The sequence below is a fragment of the Oryzophilus luti genome, from assembly GCF_059726245.1.
The window spans coordinates 3,073,659-3,090,906 of record NZ_AP040874.1 but is presented as its reverse complement, the minus strand read 5'-3'; the positions used below and the strand labels follow the sequence as shown (position 1 = coordinate 3,090,906).

Sequence of the window (17,248 nt, the reverse complement as noted above, 5' to 3'; positions counted from 1 at the left end):
AGACTCCGGCGCGGTTACGATTCGGGCATGCCCGCAGCCAAGCCAGAAGCTTTCCACCAGTCCGCCCCCGCCAACACCACCGATGTTTACTGCGTCTACGGCGCGGACCCCGAGGTGCAGGCCTATGCCATGGCCAAGTACTCGCGCTCGGCGCTGTCGATGCGCGAATCGCTGGCGGAGCTGAACGAGCAGAAGGCTGAAAAGTTTCTCGACACGTTCTACTTCCAGTACGGGCACCGCTCCATTGCCGACCTTGCGCACGTGGCCATCGCCATTGAACGGCTCTCGCTGCTGGCGGCCACCGTGGTGGTCGACGAGACGCGCTGGGACGGGCAGGAGCGCTCCACGCGCTACCAGGACTTCAACAAGAGCGGCACCTACACGCCGTCGTTTGCCTCCGCCGAGGCGCTCACGCTCTACCGCGAGACCATCGACTTCCTCTTTGCCGAGTACCGCGACTTCAGCCAGGGGATGTTCGAGCACCTGGTGGCAAAGACTCCGCGTCCGGCTGAGATGAAGCCGGAGGCCTACGAGCGCACGCTGCGCGCCCGTGCCTTTGACATCGCCCGCTACCTGCTGCCGATGGCGACCAACACCTCACTTGGGCAGATTGTGAACGCGCGCACGCTGGAGACGCAGGTCTCGCGCCTGCTGACCGACCCGCACCCGGAGATTCGCGAGCTGGGCGCCCTGTTGAAGCAGGCGGGCCGAGGCTCCGCGTGGAACGTGAACGGCAAGGCCTACGAAGAACTTGTGGCGGCCATCCGCGCGGAGAACGCCGAGCTGGGCGCGAAGGCCGAAGGGCTGCTGCTGCGGCCGGTGAAGGTCTCGCCCACGCTGGTGAAGTACGCCGAGCCAAACGTCTACGCCGAGGAGAGCCGTCGCGAGCTGGCGCAGGCCGCGCGCGAGCTGATGCATGACGCCGCGCCGGAGTCGGCTCCGATGGTCGACCTGCTGGAGCCGGAGCCGCTGGAGGTGGAGCTGGCGACCACGCTGCTCTACGAGCACTCCATCTATCCCTACCGGCAGCTTCGCAAAGTTGTGGAGTCGCTCTCGGCCATCGAGCGCAGTGAGATCATCGCGCTCGGCGTGCACCACCGCGGACGTCACGATGAACTGCTGCGCGCCTTCCAGAGCGGCCACGCCTTCCGCTTCGACATTCTCATGGATATTGGCGGCTTCCGCGATCTGCATCGTCATCGCCGCTGCGTGCAGATTCTGCAGGCCTACACCACAGCGCACGGCTTTGAGATGCCAAAGGAATACGCTGAGGCCGGGCTTGCCACGCGCTATGAGGCCGCGATGCAACGTGCAGCCAGCGCGGCGTCGAAGCTGACCGGAGAGGCCGCGCCGGGTGTCGTCTCGCCGGAGGCGCAGTACCTGATTCCGCTGGCTTATCGCAAGCGCGCGCTGTTCAAAATGGATTTTGCCGAAGCCGTCTACATCACCGAGTTGCGCACCGGACCGGCAGGGCACTTCAGCTACCGTGAGGCGGCGTACAAGATGTATGAAGCGGTGGCCCAACGCTATCCGGCGCTGGCGCGCCACTTCCGCGTCACCGACGTGAACGAGCCGGTCGACCTGCTGAAGCGGTGAGAGCACGGAAGCTCCACCCCGGCGATGAACGGAGTCTCAAGATGAAGGCGCTTCTGCTTGCTCTCGTTTGTGCGCTTGCCATTCCGTCCGTGGCGCAGACGTATATTCCGGCGAAGTCCGCGCGCGAGCGCCTGAAGTCCGCCGAGCAGGCGTTGCAGCGCCGCGATGTGGAGCGCGCCCTGCACTACTACCTGGAAACCGCGCTGGCCGACCCGAACTGGGCCGCGCCGCACGTGGGGTTGGCCGAGCTGTACACCATGACGAAGAAGTATTCGGGCGCGGCAGAGGAGTACGAGAAGGCGCGCAAGTGCGATGACGCGCATCCGCAGCTTAGCTCCGACGAGCGACACGGCGTGCGCGACGGCGAGATTATTTCGCTCGGTTTGGCCTGGGAGCTGAACCGTTCCATCGCCGCCGCGCGTGAGGCCATTGCCGAAGACCCAGAGTATCCGCTCTACCACTACAACCTTGCCTGTGGACTGGCGGAGAAGGACAACCTCGACGGCGCCATTGCCGAGTTGCAGAAGGCCTGGGCCACGCGCGCCAACCTGCCTCGCGGACAGCGCTTCCCAGACATCCACCGCGATCCGTCCTTCGACTCCTACCTCGGCAATCCGAAGTTTGAAGACGCCGTGCGCGACATGGTGGACTGAAGAAGAGTTCCCAGTTCTCAGTTCCCCGTAATTCTCTTCTCCCCAGCAGCGTCATCCTGAGGCGCCAGGCGCCGAAGGATCTGTTTCTCCTTCTTCGCTGCGGCGGTCGCGGCGTGCGTGCAGAAAGCTGATCCTTCGCGGCGAAGCCGCAGCGTGTGCTGCGCACCGCGCTCAGGATGACGCAATGTGCAGGCGGGGGCGCAGACGGGAAAGGGAAGAAGTGACAAAGCGCGGGCAAACGAATGCCCCATCCTGCATGCTCGCCATGAGCCGCAACGATGGGGCATTTGATTCTCAGCCTCAAGTCTCGAGACTCAAAACTTGAAACTCTGTTTCCTTACTTCGCGTTCACGAACTCCAGCGCCGAGTTGAGGATCTCCTCGACCAGCTCCGGCGTGGCGGCTTCGCAGTAGACGCGCAACAGTGGCTCGGTGCCGGAGCCGCGCACGAGCACCCAGGCCTCCATGTCGCGGCCATCGTGGTTCGGCGCGTCCAGGTAGAACTTGTAGCCATCCAGGTCTCCGCTGCGAACCACCTTGTAGCGGCCAAACGTCTTCGGGCCTTCGGCACAGCGCTTCAGCGCGTTCTGCTTCACCTCTTCGGTCAGGCGCAGGTCGCGGCGGCCATAAGCCTGTCGTCCGTAGGTCTTCTGCAGGTCCTCAATCAATTCGCCCAGCGACTTGCCTTCCTCGGCCATGGCAGTGGCCAGCAGCAACGAGTTCAGCACGCCGTCGCGCTCGGGCAGGAAGCGCGGAATGCCGATGCCGCCCGACTCCTCGCCGCCGATGAGCACCTCGCGGCCGCTCAGGACGATATCGGCCACATACTTGAAGCCGATGCCGTGCTCGATCAGTTCGCGTCCGTGCGCCTTGGCAATGCGGTCGAGCATGCCGGTGGTGTTGAAGGCGCGCGTGACCACGCCACCCCACTCCGGACGATGGCGCAGCAGCCATTGCAGCAGCACGGCGTAGCACATGTGCGAGGTGACGTACTCGCCCTTTTCGGTGGCCGCGCCAATGCGGTCGGCATCGCCGTCGGTGATGAACGCGCCCTGGCAGTGGTTGGCCACCACGGCCTCCATGGCGGCCTTCACGTGCGGCAGAATCGGTTCGGGGTTGATGCCGGGGAAGAGCGGATTCAGCTCGCTGCGGATTTCAACGTGCGGAATGCCTGCCTCGGTGAACATGCCCTTCAACACGCCGCGGCCCGCGCCGTACATCACGTCGATGAGCAGCTTCATGCCGCTCTTGGCGATGACGGAGAGATCGACAAACTGCTTCAGGCCCTCGATGTAAGGCGTCTTGAAGTCCAGCTCGGTGACCTTGCCGCCCGGCTTGGTGATGGGTGTTGCGTCAATGTAGCTCTCAATCTGCTTGATGATCGCCGGGGTGGCCGAGCCGCCGTAGGTGGCCTTCCACTTCACGCCGTTCCAGTTCCATGGGTTGTGACTGCTGGTGATCATGACGGCGCCGGCCGTGCCGAGCTTCTTCACCATGTAGGAGACGGCGGGCGTTGGCGTGATCTCATTGGCCAACTGCACGTGCAGGCCGCTGGCCGCCAGCGCCTCGGCCGTAAGCTCGGCAAAGTTGCGCGAGCCAAAGCGCGTGTCGTAGCCAACCAGCACGCTGCGCGAGGGGTCTTCATGCTTATGAACGTAATGGGCAATGGCGTGCGCCACGCGGCGCACGTTGGCGTAGGTGTAGTCGTCGGCGATTACGCCGCGCCAGCCATCCGTGCCGAACTTGATATCGCTAGCCATGAGTCTCGGAGTCCTTAAGTGAGTTTGTTCAGTTTCTTTTCGTCCAGATGTTTCACAACCTTGCCCACGTCCTGCGCGCGGTCGCGGCGCGTGATCAGCAGCGCGTCACCGGAGTCGACCACCACGAGGTCTTCCACTCCGATGGCGGCAACGAACTTGCCCGGCGCGTGAATGTAGTTGCGCGCGGCGTCGAGCAGGAACTCGTCCTTAGCGGTGATGACGTTGCCCTGGGCGTTGGGCTGCTGCGCCAGTCGGTGCTCATAGTGCGCCGACCAGGAACCCAGGTCATTCCAGCCGAAATCGGCCGGGATGCAGTAGATATTGCTCTTGTCTTCACCCAGCGCGGAGCGCGGCTCAAGGATGCCGTAGTCAACGCTCTTGTCAATGCACTTGGGGTAGAGGCGGCGGAAGGTGGCTTCGAACTTCTTCGTCCCGTAGGTGACGGCGATGTCGTCGAGCAGTGCGGCCGTCTCGGGCAGGTATTCCATCAGCGCGCCCGCCAGAGTGGAAGCCGACCAGACGAACATGCCGCTGTTCCAGAAGAAATTGCCGGCAGCCAGGTATTGCCCGGCCACCTCAGCCTTCGGCTTCTCCACAAAGCGGCGGACTTTGAGCACGCCCTTCTGCGCCTCGGCGCCGGTCTCAATGTAGCCATAACCGGTCTCGGGCCGCGTGGGCTTGACGCCCATGACGACGATGTTCTCGCCTTCGGAGGCAATCTTCACCGCCAGCCGCAGGTCGCGCTGGAAGCGGCGCTCGTTTTCGATGACGTGGTCGCTGGGAAAGAGTCCGAGGATGGCGTCGGGATCGTGGTGCAACAGGATGAACGCCATCAGCCCGATGGCGGGCGCTGTGTTGCGGCCCATGGGTTCGGCAAGAATCTGCTTCTTGTTCAGTGCACGCAACTGTCGCGAGATGTTGGCGTAGAGCGCGCCGTTACTCACCACCCAGACGTTCTTTGCGTCGGTCACCGGCAGCAGGCGGTCCACCGTCTCCTGAATCATCGAGCGCGAGCTGTTCAGCGGCAGCAGTTGCTTGGCAAAGGCCCGGCGGCTCAGCGGCCAGAAGCGCGTGCCGCGCCCTCCGGCCAGAATCACGGGATAAAACTGCGGGCGGCCAAGTTTGACCGGGCTGGTGCGGGCAGAGGCGGTCTTCTTCTTCGGAGTGGCGTTCTTTCGGGTGGCCAAAGTGTCCTCGCGCGAATGCGCCTGCCGCGTGCTTACAACACGCTGCGGCAACGCAGGTCTTGCTCATCGGGCATCCGCATGCGCAACAGCTTCATGGCCCACTGCGGATGCACGCGGTATTCGCCCAGCGCGGCGGGCATCACAATGGCCTCTCCGCACTGCAGCGTTACCGGCGAGCCTTTCCATTCCACAACACCAACGCCCTCGGAGGCAACCAGCACGTGCGCGGAAGCGGAAGAAACCACTCCGGTGCGGCTCTCGCCGGGGCCAAGCACCAGTTCTTCCACCATAAAGCAGCGGCACTGCACCAGCACATCGCAATCCTCACCCTCCTGCCGAGGTATCAGCCCGGCGGAGGTGTGCTCGTGCATGGCGGCCATGCCTTTTTCCAGGTGAAGCTGGCGCGGGCGTCCGTAATCGTACAACCGGTAGGTGGTGTCGGAGTTCTGCTGCGTCTCCACGATGATGCTGTCGGGGCCGATGGCGTGTACGGTGCCGGCATCAACGTAGACCATGTCCCCGGCCTTCACTTCCAGCCAGTCAAGGCACTGCTCGGCGCGGTTTTCGGCAATGGCCTGGCGGAACTGCTCTTTGGTCGTGCCCGGCTTCAGGCCCAGGCCCACCTGCGCGCCTTCCTTGGCGCGCACCACGTACCAGCACTCGGTTTTGCCGCAGGGCTCGCCTTCGCAGCGTGCGTCGGTGTCGTCCGGGTGAACCTGCACACTCAGCCGCTCGCGAGGAAAAAGGAACTTGATGAGCAGGGGGAAACGGTCACTGTGCGCGGCCTTGCCACCCACCAATGCGGCGCCGAACTCGCGGCAGAGCTCGCCAAGCGTGCGTCCGGCCAGCGGGCCGTTCGTCACGCGGCAGTCGTCGGCGGCAACCCACGACTCGCCGATCGCCTCATGGCTGACCACGCGCGTGTAGATGGGCCGCAGGTCATGCGAGCCCCAGATGCGCTCTCGAAATTCCGGCTGCAGCAGCAGGGGGTAAAGGTCGGCCATCAAGGTAACACTCTAGCAGGAGGCGCCAGCGTGGAAAAGCGTTCGTCGCCGGCGTCGAGCAGGGAACCCGCCGACCTTGGCCGCCAAGCCGTCGCGCCCAATGTTCCACCATTTCCCCAGCGGCAAAAGCAAAGCCCCCGGCACACCGGGGGCTCGCGGGAAACCATGCAGCCTTAGAAGCTGGTGAAGAACTTCTTCATGCGCGCCAGACCCTCACGAATGACCTTTTCCGAGGTGGCATAAGAGAGGCGGATGTGCGCGGTGGTGCCAAAGGCCTCGCCCGGAACCACGGCCACGTGCGCATCGTTCAGCAGCTTGGTGGCCACGTCAGAGCTGTTCTGCATGCCGCCCTTGCCAAAGTACGACGAGATGTTCGGGTAGACGTAGAAGGCGCCTTCGGGCTTGTGACACTTGATCCCTGGAATGTCATTCATTCCGTCAACGATAATGTCGCGCAGGCGGATGTAGTCGGCCTTCATCTCGGCCACGCACTCCTGCGGGCCGGTCAGGGCCGCCACCGCCGCCTTCTGCACAATCGAGGTCGGGTTCGAGGTCGACTGGCTCTGCAGCTTCTGGAACTGCTTGATGAGCGGTGCCGGGGCCAGCGTGAAGCCGAGTCGCCAGCCGGTCATGGCATAGGTCTTGGAGAGCGACCCGACGATGATCAGGTTCTCCTTGTACTCGGTGAGCGAGCCCAGCGAGAAGTTGTCGCCGCCGTAGTTCAGGTAGACGTAGCACTCGTCGCTGAGCAGGTAGATGCCGCGCTCGGCTGCCAGCTTGGCAATCTTCTTCAACTCTTCCGGCGGGAAGACCGCGCCCGACGGGTTCGAGGGCGAGTTGACGAGGATGACCTTGGTCTTCGGCGTAATGGCCTTCTCAACCATCTCGGCCGTCAGCATGAAGCCGCGCGACTCGTCGCACTGCACGAAGACGCACTTGCCGCCGCCGTACTCCACAATGTCCTTGAACGAGACCCAGTACGGCACCGGGATGATGACCTCGTCACCGTGATCGACAAGCACCTGGAAGGCGTTGAACAGCGCGTGCTTGCCGCCGGTGGAGGCAATGGCCTCCTCGCGCGTGTAGCTGGAGCCGAAGTCCTCGGCGTGGCGCTTGGCAATGGCCTCGCGCAGCTCGAGCGTGCCCGGAACGGCGGTGTAGCGGGTGAAGTCCGCGTTGATGGCCGCAATGGCGGCGTCCTTAATGTGCTTCGGGGTGGAGAAGTGCGGCTCACCGGCGCCGAAGTTGGCCACGTCGATGCCCTGCTGCCGCAGCTTGTCTGCGGCGGCAACCACGGCCATGGTGGCGGAAGGGGCGATGCGTTGGATGCGTGCGGACAATTGCGTCTTCGGTGCGGTGCTGACGGACATGGTGACTCTTTCCTTCTTCTATGAAATTGAGGGGACTTGCCTGACTGCTGTGCGCCATCCTCTTGCGGGACGGTCGCCTCGATCTTGTGTACGGCGTGCGTTACTTGTTCTGTTCGTACTTTGCGCGCAGCCGCTCGGCCACGCTGGCCGGTACAAATTCCTTGACGTTGCCGCCGAAGGCCGCCACCTGCCGCACCAGCCGCGAGCTGAGGAACGAGTAGGCTTCCGAGGGCATCATGAAGATGGTTTCCAGCGACGGGTCCAGCTTGCGGTTGGCCCACACCATCTGCATTTCGTATTCGTAGTCGCTGACGGCGCGTATGCCGCGCAGCACGGCCTGTGCGTTCACCTGGCGGACGTAATCCACCAGCAGGCCCTGGAACCAGTCGACGCGCACATTCGCGAACGGCGCGGTCAGCTCGCGCAGCATGTCCACGCGCTCTTCCACGGTGAACAGCGGTTGCTTGTCCTTGTTCTTCAGCACCGCGACCACCACTTCGTCGAACATCCGCGTGCTGCGATGGATCAGATCCAGGTGCCCGTTCGTGGGCGGGTCAAACGTGCCGGGATAAACCGCGATGACTTTTTTCAACGGACCTCTCGTGGGCGCAAAGCTGCTTGCCGCTTGGGAAACACCACTATTGGGTCGAATCAACGATGGCGGGTCGAGTCGCCCGCCTTGGGCTTGCATTCTACGGCTGCGCGCGGGGCATTCGCAACCCGCCGTGGCCGCGCGGAACCGGCTCCGGCCCGTGTCGTGGGTGGTTGCCGGTCGGCTTGAGCGCCCGCAGGCCCTATAATGCTGCCATTCTTATGTCCTGGCTGGATCGCACAACTCTTCGCGTGGCGCTCACCCTGCTGTTCCTGGCGGCGGTGCTGGCCTTTCTGTGGACGGCACGCAAAACGCTGCTCATCGTCCTGTTCTCCATGTTGTTTGCCTACCTGCTGGAGCCCCTTGTGGGCCGCCTGCAACAGCTCTACCGCGGACGCCGCGGCCTGGCCATCGGTACCGTCTATCTGCTGATGCTGGCCCTGCTGGTGACACTCGGCGCCGCTGCCGGTCCGCGCGTGGAGAGCGAAGCACAGAACCTGCTCACACTGGCGCCGGATTTTTACGCCAAGGTGGCCAACGGGCAGATTGTGGAGCAACTCGGACAGCAGCGCGGCTGGAGCCTGCAAACCCAGCAGCGCCTTCAGGGCTTCCTCATGTCGCACCGCGAGGAGGCCGTGGCGCGCATACAGACGGCCAGCGCCCGCATTGGCGAAGTGGCCGCCAACAGCTTCTGGATCGTGCTGATCCCGATCCTCGCCGTCTTCTTCCTCTCCGGTCGCGGCGAAATGCTGGAGGCAATTTCCCGGCTGGCTGAACGCGGACGGCACCGCGAACTGCTGCGCGGCGTGCTCAATGACCTGGACGAGATGCTGGCGCACTTTGTGCGCGCACAACTCTACGTGGCGGCCATCTCCGCCGCCAGCTACATGATCGTGCTCAGCGTCATGCGCGTGCCGTATGCCTTCGCGCTTGGCGTCATCGGCGGCGTCATGGAGTTCATTCCGCTGGTCGGCCCCATGACGGCTGGTGCGCTCATCCTCTGCGTCAGCTTTGCCACCAACTATCCGCACCTGTGGATGGTGCTGGCCTTCCTTGTGATCTGGCGGCTGCTGCAGGACTACCTAGTGCAGCCGCACGTGCTTGGCAGCCGCGTTGACATCTCGCCGCTGGCCTCGATCCTCGGCGTGCTGATCGGCGGCGAAATGGCGGGTGTCGCCGGCATCTATCTCTCCGTGCCCGCCATCGCCACCATACGAATCTTGTGGAAGCGGCTGAAGCAGTACGCCGCCGACGGCGCAGCGCAGGACTAGAGCCGAACGGTTTCGGGTTTCAAGTTTCGAGTTTTCAGATATCAAACGAAAGCCCCGCACCTGCGGGGCTTTCATTTTCACAACTCTGTGCAAAGAACCCGGCGCACAGAATGACTTGCCGCATCACCCTGCAGAAGCGTCATCCTGAGGCGCGTGCGCCGAAGGATGACGCTGTTCGCTGTCCGGCGTCCAAGGCGTGCGCAGATGGAGCCGCGTCTCCCGTTCGGCATTAAGCTCCGCAAAATCGAGGTGTGTCCTAGTTCCCGTTCTTTGGGGAGACACGCACCGCCCCGTTCGGCGTGATCTTCATGGCGTAGCCTTTTCCCAGGATTCGTATGCCCCACGGCTCCAACGTCAGCTTCTTCAGCGATACGGGGCCGCCCGGTCGCTTGAACGGCTCGTCGGTCTTCAGGTCGGGCGTCACGTTCAGCCACTCATCGTGCGGTGCGTCCACCGTCACCGTGACCGGCACGCCCGAGGTGTTCACCACCACGGCGGACTCGTTGCGGCCGTCCGTGCGCAGATAGCTGACCACGTGCGCCTCGTCGCTGTTGTGCAGCCACACCATTTTGCCTTCGCGGAAGTCATTCCCGCGTATGGAGCAGAGCTTGCGGTAGAAGCGCGCAAACTGCGGACGCTTCCGCTGGATGTCCCAGGTGATGGGCACGCGCTCGAACAGCGCCGGGTCGGCTGACTCCGCCGTGTCGCCTACCTCCATGCCGTTGTAAACCAGCGGCAGGCCGTCCATGGTGAAGACCAGTGCCTGCGCGGCCAGTGCGGCGCGCTCGCCCACCACGCCGATCAACCGCAGTTCGTCATGATCATCGGCCACGCGCATGTGCAGCGTGCCCTGCGGAAACTTCGCCCGCTCGGCCTCCCACGCTTCGCGGATGGCGCTTGCCGGGCGCTTGGCCTGGAAGGCGTCGCGGATGGCGTGCATCACGCCCCACGAGTATCCGGCGTCAAAGGCCTTCACCACCAGCTCGGGTTTGTCGGCCTCCGCCAGCAGGAACAGGTCCGGCTTCACGCGGTCAAGTTCCTCGCGCGCCTGCTCCCAGAAGTCTGTGGAGATCATTCCCGCCACGTCGCAGCGGAAGCCGTCCACGTCATACTCCTTCACCCAGTAGCGCAGCACGTCGATCATCTCCGCACGCAACTGTGGATTGCGATAGTCGAGTCCGGCCACGTCGGTCCAATCCTGGGGATAGGTGACGTTGCCCTTGGCGTCGTGCAGGTAATACTCCGGGTGCGCGGTAATCATTGGGTTGTCCCACGCCGTGTGGTTGAAGACCACATCGAGGATGACGTGCATCTTGCGGGCGTGGGCCTCGCGCACCAGCCGCTTCAGGTCTTCCGGCGCGCCGTAATCGGGGTTCACACCGCGGTAGTCGCGCACCGCATAAGGCGAGCCGAGCGTGCCCTTCCTGCCCTTTTCGCCGAGCGGGTTCACCGGCATCAGCCACAGGATGGTGATGCCATCTTCCTTCAGGCGATCCAGCCGCGCGGTCACGCTGGCAAAGTTGCCGCCGGGCGCGTAGGCACGCTCCCAAACTTCGTAAATGACGCCGTGGCGCGCCCAGTCGGGCGTTGTCCGGGCGTGATCTTTTGTCCAGTCATGGACGGGTGTACCAATTTGTGCGAACGAAAGCGAGGCGGCCAGCGTAACAAGCACTGCGAGCGAAGCAAGGCGCTTCATCGGAGTCTCCTAAGCCCGCAGAAACGGCGAGGGGGAAAGCAGCGCGCGGGCATTCGCGGAAATTTTACACGCCGGACCGTGCGATTGAACAAGCTCCGGTGCAAGGCGCAGGCGAACTGGGTGAGCGTTCATTCAGAGTCGCGGAGTTAACAGAAATTCATCAGCAGTTCAGCGGAAATTTCGCTACCGGCCGCCGGTGGGCGGCGTCCAAGGTTGGTGAGGAGGAGTGCCATGAGTTTTGAACTGCACCTGAGAACCCGTGAACAGGGAACCGTGCTCGAATGCCGCGGTCAGTTGGTGGCAGGTTCGGAACTGGACTCCTTGCGGATCGCCCTCGAATCGCTGATGCGCTTTGAAAAGCGCGTCGTCCTCAATCTTGGCGGGCTGCAATCCATCGACGCCGCCGGGCTCGGCGTGCTGGCTGCCGCCGCCGAAGCCGCACGCCAGCGCGGCTGCATGGTCGTGCTCTGCGGGCTGAATAAGCGCCTGAACAAGCTGCTGCGGCTCACGCGGCTGGATTCCGTCCTGCTGCAGAGCGAAAGCGAAATTGCCGCGCTGACCGTGACCCGCACGGCCGCCGCATAACAACCTCATTCCTGATTGTTCGATAGCCGTGTGCATCCGAAGCGCTCTCAGCGCTTGGGCGTCGCGTCCTGCAGTCTTCCAATGTGCCCCTTGGGACCCACGGCAAAGGGCAGCGAAAGAGCATTCCAGTTGCCGTCGTCCAGCGCGCGCCAGGTGCGTCCGTCGTCGAAGGAGATGTCCGCGCCCGTGGTGCCGGCGGCAATCCATGCCTTGCGCGCCGCATCGTAGGCCACGGCCGAACGGTATCCGCGCGGCGGTTTGGTGGAGGCCGTCCAGCGGCGTCCGCCATCGGTGGTGAACGCCGCTGTGCCTGCGGCTTCCGTGGGCCTCTGATAATCGCCGCCAACCACCACGCCATGCTTCGTGTCGCGGAAGGCCACCGAGAACGCTCCGGCCGACTCCGCGCCGGAGGCCAGCGGCAGCGCGGCTTCGCCGCATCCCTTGTCGCCTTCCTTCGCGGTCAACAACGCAGAGCGCAAAGCGCGCGGCCCGCCCTTGCCGCCAGTGACGAGCAGGTATTGCTGCGGCGCAAAGACAAACACCGAACTGTTCGAGGCCGCAAAGGCCGATTCGTCTTTGCGTGCCGCGCAGCCCTCCGCGTCGCGTGACCAGTTCATGCCCGGCGCGGCAGTCAGCGTATCGAAGTGGCCATGCAGCGGATCGCCCAGCACGAGGCCGATGCGCTGTTCGGCCAGCGCGGCAAAGCCCGGCGCCGCGTAGGCCAGCGCATCCCAGAAACCGTCCTTCTCACGATTGCGCGCGGCTTCCGTCCAGTGCTGGCAGCCGTCGGAGGTGCGGTAGATGCGCGACTGCTCGCCCGGTCCTGCGGCCAGCACCTCGGCCGAATCGGCGTCCCAGGCCCAAACGGCGCGGAAGTCGAGCGACTCCGCTTCGGGCGGCGTGGCGCAGCGCGTCCAGCTCTGCCCGCCGTCGAGCGTGCGCAGCACCGTGCCCTGCGTGCCGCTCACCCACGCCACGCGGTCACTCACGGCGTGCACGCCTCGGAAGCTGGCCGTGCTGCGTGACTCCTGCATCTCAAACTGCGCGAGCGCCGAAAGCGGGAGTGTGAGGACGGCGAAGACAATTGTGACGAAGCGTGCGGCGTTTTTCATGGCTGTGCCGTGGATTGTAGCAAGCATGGGGCGCGGGTGTGTGATGAGTCCGGAACCTTTCGCTCGCGAGGCGTCATGCTGAGCGCAGCGAAGCATCTGCTGTCGGCCTGCGCAGGGCGAGCACGAAGAGAGCCAGAAGAAAGAACAGCAGATCCTTCGGCGCAGAGCGCCTCAGGATGACGCTTGAGAGTGGAGAGGAAAACGATCGGACGCCGCATGATTGCGCCTCCCCTGCGAGCACTCCAGTGCATAAGCGCGAAAGCGCAAAAGCAAAAGCCCCACTCTCGCAGGGCTTTGCTCTTGAAACTTAAAACTGGAAAACCTGAAACTCGAGTTCCTACTTCTTTCCCACCGTGGCGCGAGCGGCTGCGGCTTCCTTCGGGCTGACCGGCGGCGGCTCGGGTACGGCTTTTTCAGGATCTTTGGTCAGGCCCAGTTCCTTGCGTACTGCCACGTCGATCTTGGCCGCAGTCTCCGGGTTGTCCTTGAGGAACTGCTTGGCGTTTTCGCGGCCCTGGCCGATGCGTTCCCCCTCATAGCTGTACCAAGCGCCGGATTTCTCAACAATATTGCGGTCAACGGCGATGTCGAGCATATCGCCTTCCTTGCTGATGCCTTCGCCGTACATGATGTCGAACTCGGCTTCGCGGAACGGCGCGGCCACCTTGTTCTTCACCACCTTCACCTTGGTGCGCGAGCCCACTACTCGGTCGCCGTCCTTGATGGCCGCAATGCGGCGGATGTCGATGCGAACCGAGCTGTAGAACTTCAGCGCGCGGCCGCCCGTCGTGGTTTCCGGGTTGCCGAACATGACGCCGATCTTTTCGCGGATCTGGTTGATGAAGATGAGACAGGTGCGCGACTTGCTGACCGTGCCGGTCAGCTTGCGCAGCGCCTGAGACATCAGGCGGGCCTGCAGGCCCACGTGGCTGTCACCCATCTCGCCGTCGAGTTCGGCCTTCGGCACCAGCGCTGCCACGGAGTCGACCACCAGCACGTCGATGGCGCCCGAGCGCACAAGGGCCTCGGTGATTTCCAGCGCCTGCTCGCCGTAGTCCGGCTGTGAAACCAGCAGGTTGTCCACATCCACGCCCAGCTTCTTGGCGTAGATCGGGTCGAGCGCGTGCTCGGCGTCCACGAAGGCGGCCATGCCGCCGGCCTTCTGTGCCTCGGCAATCACCTGCAGGGTGATGGTCGTCTTGCCGCTCGATTCCGGCCCGTACACCTCCACCACGCGTCCACGGGGAAAGCCGCCCACACCCAGCGCCGAGTCAAACGAGATGCTGCCGGTGGAGATGACGGCGATGGGAACAATGGCCTCCTTGTTCCCCAACCGCATGATGGAACCCTTGCCGAACTGCTTTTCAATCTGTGAAAGTGCGAGATCAATTGCCCGCGAGCGCTCGTCGGCCATTTGGCGACTCCTTGAGGTGAAAATTCAGCTTCAACTGCCCGACAACGGACTCAATGATGGACCCCGGGGGCACTTGCAACCATTCAGTTTACGCAATAAAACGCGGGCTGCCACGACGAACCCGCCCATGTCCGCAAACTTTTGATCAGACTGTCGGCAAAGGATACCACGAAGGGCCGCCGAGGGGCGAAGAAAAAACAAAAGAGGGCGAAGGGGACTCCGCGCGGGGCGCGAAAGCGCTGCCTTCAGTTTCGAGTTTCCAGTTTCATGTTTCGAGACCGGACCCTGCGCTTTCGAGAAGAGGGCGAGCGCCCCGGCAAAAGGATTCGAGCGACACCACCGGGCGCAGAATTCATCGCCGCAGCCACGCACTTTCCGTTAAGGTGGAGCGCATGAAATCAGCGGCCCGGACTTCTCACCTCTTTTTCCTGCTGTTTGCAGTGGTTGGCTTGTTCCCCGCACTTGTGGCCTCCTCCGCGTTCGCGCAGGAAGCCAAGCCCGCCAGCGAGCCTTCGCCGCAGTCCCCCATGGTCTATCGCGTAGGCGGCGGCGTAACGGCGCCAATAGCGCTGAAGAAACCAGCTCCTCCATACTCGAACATTGCCGAGCGGGCTCGATGGGAAGGTGTCGTAGTCCTTTACGCAGAAATCTGGCCAGACGGCCGGGCTCACAATGTCCGCGTTCGGCGTTCCCTTGGATACGGATTGGATGAAAACGCGATAAGAACCGTCACGAAAGAATGGCGTTTCAAGCCGGGCGAAAAAGACGGAGTTCCGGTGGCGGTAGCGGTCAACATTGAAATCTCGTTCAACCTGTAAGCCATTCTGAGTCCCGCAACATGCGTGATTTGCGATGAACTTTCGTAAAGGTTTCGGCATGTCCCATCGTTCTTTCAGTATTCCAATGCCAAAGTGTGCGGCGCTTCTGCTGCTGGCAGCTTTGGTAAGTGCACACGCAGAGTCGCCGCAGGCGGCCGCCCACAACGCCCTGGAGTCAACGCTCCGCCACCAGTACAACGGGCAGATGCTGACGCTGCGCCACTTCTACGCGGAGCCGAAGCAGGAATACGACGCCGATGGCCTGCCTCTGGGGTCGATGCACGAAGGCTCTTGGACCACGAGCGCCTTCGTGAAGATCGAAGACGTTCGCCTCAAGGAACAGGAACTTGAGATGCAGGGCCAGCGGTATTGGATCGGGTTCCATAAAGGAAACCCGGTTTTTGTGCCAGCAAAGGCCAAGGTGGTCGTGAGGATCGCAACCGCTCCGGGAGCGGACCAGGCAAAGGCGCTCGCGCATGCCCTCCAGAGCGTGTTCCTTGCCACGGACGAGAAGCTCTTTGATCATCTTCCGCCTCATTGGGACCTGTTTGTGAAAGCCCAGGAGAGCCATCAGGACTTGCTCCAAATGACCAAGAAGGTGGAATACCTGAAGCAGGTGGGCGCTGTGCGGGTTCGGGGCAGTGGTGAGGACGGGAGCAAAGATGGAGCCTCGGTGCCTCCGCAGGTATTGTCGAAGCCGGAGCCAAAATACACTCCGGAGGCCCGCGCGCAGAGTATACGGGGAGCACTCAGCGTTGCCGCCGTTGTCGATAAGAGTGGCCACCTGCGTGACATTCAGGTGGTGAAGCCATTGGGGTTTGGGGTAGACGACAAGGCGGTGGAGGCGTTAAAGACCTGGAGTTTCCTGCCGGGGAAGCGCGGCAGCACCGCCGTGGATGTTGCGATAACGATTGAGATCAACTTTGATCTCTATTAGAACTCGAGATTGAGCAAAGGGCGGAGGCTATGGCCTCCGCCCTTGTACGTATTCATTCGAAGTTTTCCGATGCTCCCATCCCCAAGCCGGGAACTGGGAACTGAGAACCGGGAACGTATCTATTCGTATGCCAGCGCGTCGATGGGGTCCTTCTGTGCGGCCTTTAGCGCCGGGTAGAGTGCGCCAAAGACGGCGCCGGCCACGGCGATAATCGCCGCGCGCAGCACCCAGTGGTTGTCCCATGCAACCGGCACGACCGGGAACTTCTTTGCGAAGATAATGCGCGCCGTGGCGCTGATGCCCACGCCAAGCGCAAAGCCTGCCAGCGCCAGCAGCAGCGTTTCACGCAGCACCACGTTGACGATATAGAACTTGGTTGCGCCCAGCGACTTGAGGATGCCGATCTCGCGCGTGCGTTCCATCACCGCCGTGTACATCGACTGGAAGATGACGATGAAGCCGATGATGACTGAGACGCCGATGACGACCGAAATGAAGTAGTTCAGGCCGGGCATGTTGTCCACCGACATCAGCGTGCTGTATTCGCCGATGGAGCGCACCGTGTACTGCTCCATGCCGGGCACCTGCTTGATGGAGGCCACCACGGCGTCAATGTTCCGCTCGTCGTCCACCTTGACGTAGAACATGCTGGCCTTGCCGGTGGAGCCGAGCAGGTCCTGCAGCGTGGCCATGGGGAAGAAGCGGCGTGCGCCCTTGCCGTGCTCGACAATGCCGGAGACGCGGAATTGCTGGTTCAGCACGTCGAGCGTCTGGCCGACTTTGACTTTCTTCTGGCTGGCGAACAGATCGTCGATGATGACGTCGTTCGGTCCCTGGAACGGCCCGCCCTCAAGGTACTTGAAGGGGCGGCCCATCCTGTTGAAGTCGTTCGGGGAGTTCGGGTCGAGTTCCACGCCGTCGATGACTTCAAGGCGGCCGGAGCTGATCATGTGCATCACGATCGGCGTGGCCACGGCCACGTGCGGCACCTCGCGCAGGCGGTCGGCCACCTTCACGGAAACCGGAGCGCCGGTCATGCCGGTGAAAATCGAGGAGCCCGGCGGCAGCACCATGACGTCAAACCCAATACCCTTCTGGCGGTCCTTGGTGTCGTTCAGCATGCCCATGCAGAGGCCGACGATCAGCAGGATCAGGGTGACTTCCACGGCGATGGCGACCACGCTGATGAGCGAGCGCAGAGGCCGGTGGAGCAAATTGGCAATCACCATCTTATTCATGCGGCTTTCAGGATAA

General features: G+C 63.1%; 15 protein-coding genes. 6 read left to right on the top strand and 9 right to left on the bottom strand.

All coding sequences use genetic code 11. The annotated features are described in order from the left end of the window. The first annotated feature begins 27 nt into the window (after positions 1-27). Both AC6IZO_RS13090 and AC6IZO_RS13085 read left to right on the top strand, forming a co-directional pair. Complete coding sequence (locus AC6IZO_RS13090; RefSeq protein WP_497805319.1) at positions 28-1,596, top strand: FAD-dependent thymidylate synthase; 1,569 nt, start codon at positions 28-30, stop codon at positions 1,594-1,596. 41 nt (positions 1,597-1,637) lie between these two features. Beyond that, positions 1,638-2,249 (top strand): hypothetical protein, encoded by a 612-nt coding sequence (locus AC6IZO_RS13085; protein WP_497805317.1) that lies wholly within the window; start codon positions 1,638-1,640, stop codon positions 2,247-2,249. 337 nt (positions 2,250-2,586) lie between these two features. On the opposite strand, the gene AC6IZO_RS13080 is transcribed toward AC6IZO_RS13085, so the two are convergent. The 5 genes from AC6IZO_RS13080 to coaD all read right to left on the bottom strand — a co-directional run bounded on the left by AC6IZO_RS13080 (position 2,587) and on the right by coaD (position 8,161). Next, the gene (locus tag AC6IZO_RS13080; RefSeq protein ID WP_497805315.1) at positions 2,587-4,008 is read right to left on the bottom strand and encodes a phosphohexomutase domain-containing protein; all 1,422 of its coding nucleotides are present in this window, start codon (positions 4,006-4,008) and stop codon (positions 2,587-2,589) included. Between the two features lie 14 nt (positions 4,009-4,022). After that, the gene (locus AC6IZO_RS13075; protein WP_497805313.1) at positions 4,023-5,195 is read right to left on the bottom strand and encodes a mannose-1-phosphate guanylyltransferase; all 1,173 of its coding nucleotides are present in this window, start codon (positions 5,193-5,195) and stop codon (positions 4,023-4,025) included. A gap of 32 nt (positions 5,196-5,227) precedes the next feature. Continuing rightward, entirely contained in the window at positions 5,228-6,199 is a 972-nt protein-coding gene (locus AC6IZO_RS13070; RefSeq protein WP_497805311.1) for a type I phosphomannose isomerase catalytic subunit, read from the bottom strand. A 173-nt stretch (positions 6,200-6,372) separates the two neighbouring features. After that, on the bottom strand, positions 6,373-7,569 hold the full coding sequence (locus tag AC6IZO_RS13065) for a pyridoxal phosphate-dependent aminotransferase (RefSeq protein ID WP_497805309.1): 1,197 nt from the start codon (positions 7,567-7,569) through the stop codon (positions 6,373-6,375). Positions 7,570-7,669: 100 nt separating this feature from the next. Beyond that, the gene (gene coaD / locus AC6IZO_RS13060) at positions 7,670-8,161 is read right to left on the bottom strand and encodes a pantetheine-phosphate adenylyltransferase (protein ID WP_497805307.1); all 492 of its coding nucleotides are present in this window, start codon (positions 8,159-8,161) and stop codon (positions 7,670-7,672) included. A 221-nt stretch (positions 8,162-8,382) separates the two neighbouring features. Between coaD and AC6IZO_RS13055 the strand changes: the two genes are divergently transcribed. Continuing rightward, entirely contained in the window at positions 8,383-9,432 is a 1,050-nt protein-coding gene (locus AC6IZO_RS13055; RefSeq protein WP_497805305.1) for an AI-2E family transporter, read from the top strand. 256 nt (positions 9,433-9,688) lie between these two features. Here AC6IZO_RS13055 and AC6IZO_RS13050 read toward each other — a convergent pair whose 3' ends face one another. Beyond that, the gene (locus AC6IZO_RS13050; protein WP_497805303.1) at positions 9,689-11,128 is read right to left on the bottom strand and encodes an alpha-amylase family glycosyl hydrolase; all 1,440 of its coding nucleotides are present in this window, start codon (positions 11,126-11,128) and stop codon (positions 9,689-9,691) included. Between the two features lie 231 nt (positions 11,129-11,359). Between AC6IZO_RS13050 and AC6IZO_RS13045 the strand changes: the two genes are divergently transcribed. Continuing rightward, positions 11,360-11,713, top strand: coding sequence for an anti-sigma factor antagonist (locus tag AC6IZO_RS13045; RefSeq protein WP_497805301.1), 354 nt, complete (start codon positions 11,360-11,362; stop codon positions 11,711-11,713). Positions 11,714-11,760: 47 nt separating this feature from the next. On the opposite strand, the gene AC6IZO_RS13040 is transcribed toward AC6IZO_RS13045, so the two are convergent. Further along, on the bottom strand, positions 11,761-12,825 hold the full coding sequence (locus tag AC6IZO_RS13040) for a hypothetical protein (RefSeq protein ID WP_497805299.1): 1,065 nt from the start codon (positions 12,823-12,825) through the stop codon (positions 11,761-11,763). Between the two features lie 337 nt (positions 12,826-13,162). Next, positions 13,163-14,239, bottom strand: a complete 1,077-nt coding sequence (gene recA / locus AC6IZO_RS13035) for a recombinase RecA (RefSeq protein WP_497805298.1) — start codon at positions 14,237-14,239, stop codon at positions 13,163-13,165. Positions 14,240-14,631: 392 nt separating this feature from the next. Between recA and AC6IZO_RS13030 the strand changes: the two genes are divergently transcribed. Next, the gene (locus tag AC6IZO_RS13030; protein WP_497805296.1) at positions 14,632-15,057 is read left to right on the top strand and encodes an energy transducer TonB; all 426 of its coding nucleotides are present in this window, start codon (positions 14,632-14,634) and stop codon (positions 15,055-15,057) included. Positions 15,058-15,142: 85 nt separating this feature from the next. Continuing rightward, positions 15,143-15,994 (top strand): energy transducer TonB, encoded by an 852-nt coding sequence (locus AC6IZO_RS13025; protein ID WP_497805294.1) that lies wholly within the window; start codon positions 15,143-15,145, stop codon positions 15,992-15,994. Between the two features lie 119 nt (positions 15,995-16,113). On the opposite strand, the gene AC6IZO_RS13020 is transcribed toward AC6IZO_RS13025, so the two are convergent. Continuing rightward, positions 16,114-17,232, bottom strand: a complete 1,119-nt coding sequence (locus AC6IZO_RS13020) for an ABC transporter permease (RefSeq protein WP_497805292.1) — start codon at positions 17,230-17,232, stop codon at positions 16,114-16,116. Positions 17,233-17,248 lie beyond the last annotated feature (16 nt).

Bases quoted from the DNA above. Each gene is read 5' to 3' on its own strand.
- AC6IZO_RS13090 (WP_497805319.1), top strand. From the start codon at position 28: ATGCCCGCAGCCAAGCCAGAAGCTTTCCACCAGTCCGCCCCCGCCAAC.
- AC6IZO_RS13085 (WP_497805317.1), top strand. From the start codon at position 1,638: ATGAAGGCGCTTCTGCTTGCTCTCGTTTGTGCGCTTGCCATTCCGTCC.
- AC6IZO_RS13080 (WP_497805315.1), bottom strand. From the start codon at position 4,008: ATGGCTAGCGATATCAAGTTCGGCACGGATGGCTGGCGCGGCGTAATC.
- AC6IZO_RS13070 (WP_497805311.1), bottom strand. From the start codon at position 6,199: ATGGCCGACCTTTACCCCCTGCTGCTGCAGCCGGAATTTCGAGAGCGC.
- AC6IZO_RS13065 (WP_497805309.1), bottom strand. From the start codon at position 7,569: ATGTCCGTCAGCACCGCACCGAAGACGCAATTGTCCGCACGCATCCAA.
- AC6IZO_RS13055 (WP_497805305.1), top strand. From the start codon at position 8,383: ATGTCCTGGCTGGATCGCACAACTCTTCGCGTGGCGCTCACCCTGCTG.
- AC6IZO_RS13050 (WP_497805303.1), bottom strand. From the start codon at position 11,128: ATGAAGCGCCTTGCTTCGCTCGCAGTGCTTGTTACGCTGGCCGCCTCG.
- AC6IZO_RS13045 (WP_497805301.1), top strand. From the start codon at position 11,360: ATGAGTTTTGAACTGCACCTGAGAACCCGTGAACAGGGAACCGTGCTC.
- AC6IZO_RS13040 (WP_497805299.1), bottom strand. From the start codon at position 12,825: ATGAAAAACGCCGCACGCTTCGTCACAATTGTCTTCGCCGTCCTCACA.
- recA (WP_497805298.1), bottom strand. From the start codon at position 14,239: ATGGCCGACGAGCGCTCGCGGGCAATTGATCTCGCACTTTCACAGATT.
- AC6IZO_RS13030 (WP_497805296.1), top strand. From the start codon at position 14,632: ATGAAATCAGCGGCCCGGACTTCTCACCTCTTTTTCCTGCTGTTTGCA.
- AC6IZO_RS13025 (WP_497805294.1), top strand. From the start codon at position 15,143: ATGCCAAAGTGTGCGGCGCTTCTGCTGCTGGCAGCTTTGGTAAGTGCA.
- AC6IZO_RS13020 (WP_497805292.1), bottom strand. From the start codon at position 17,232: ATGAATAAGATGGTGATTGCCAATTTGCTCCACCGGCCTCTGCGCTCG.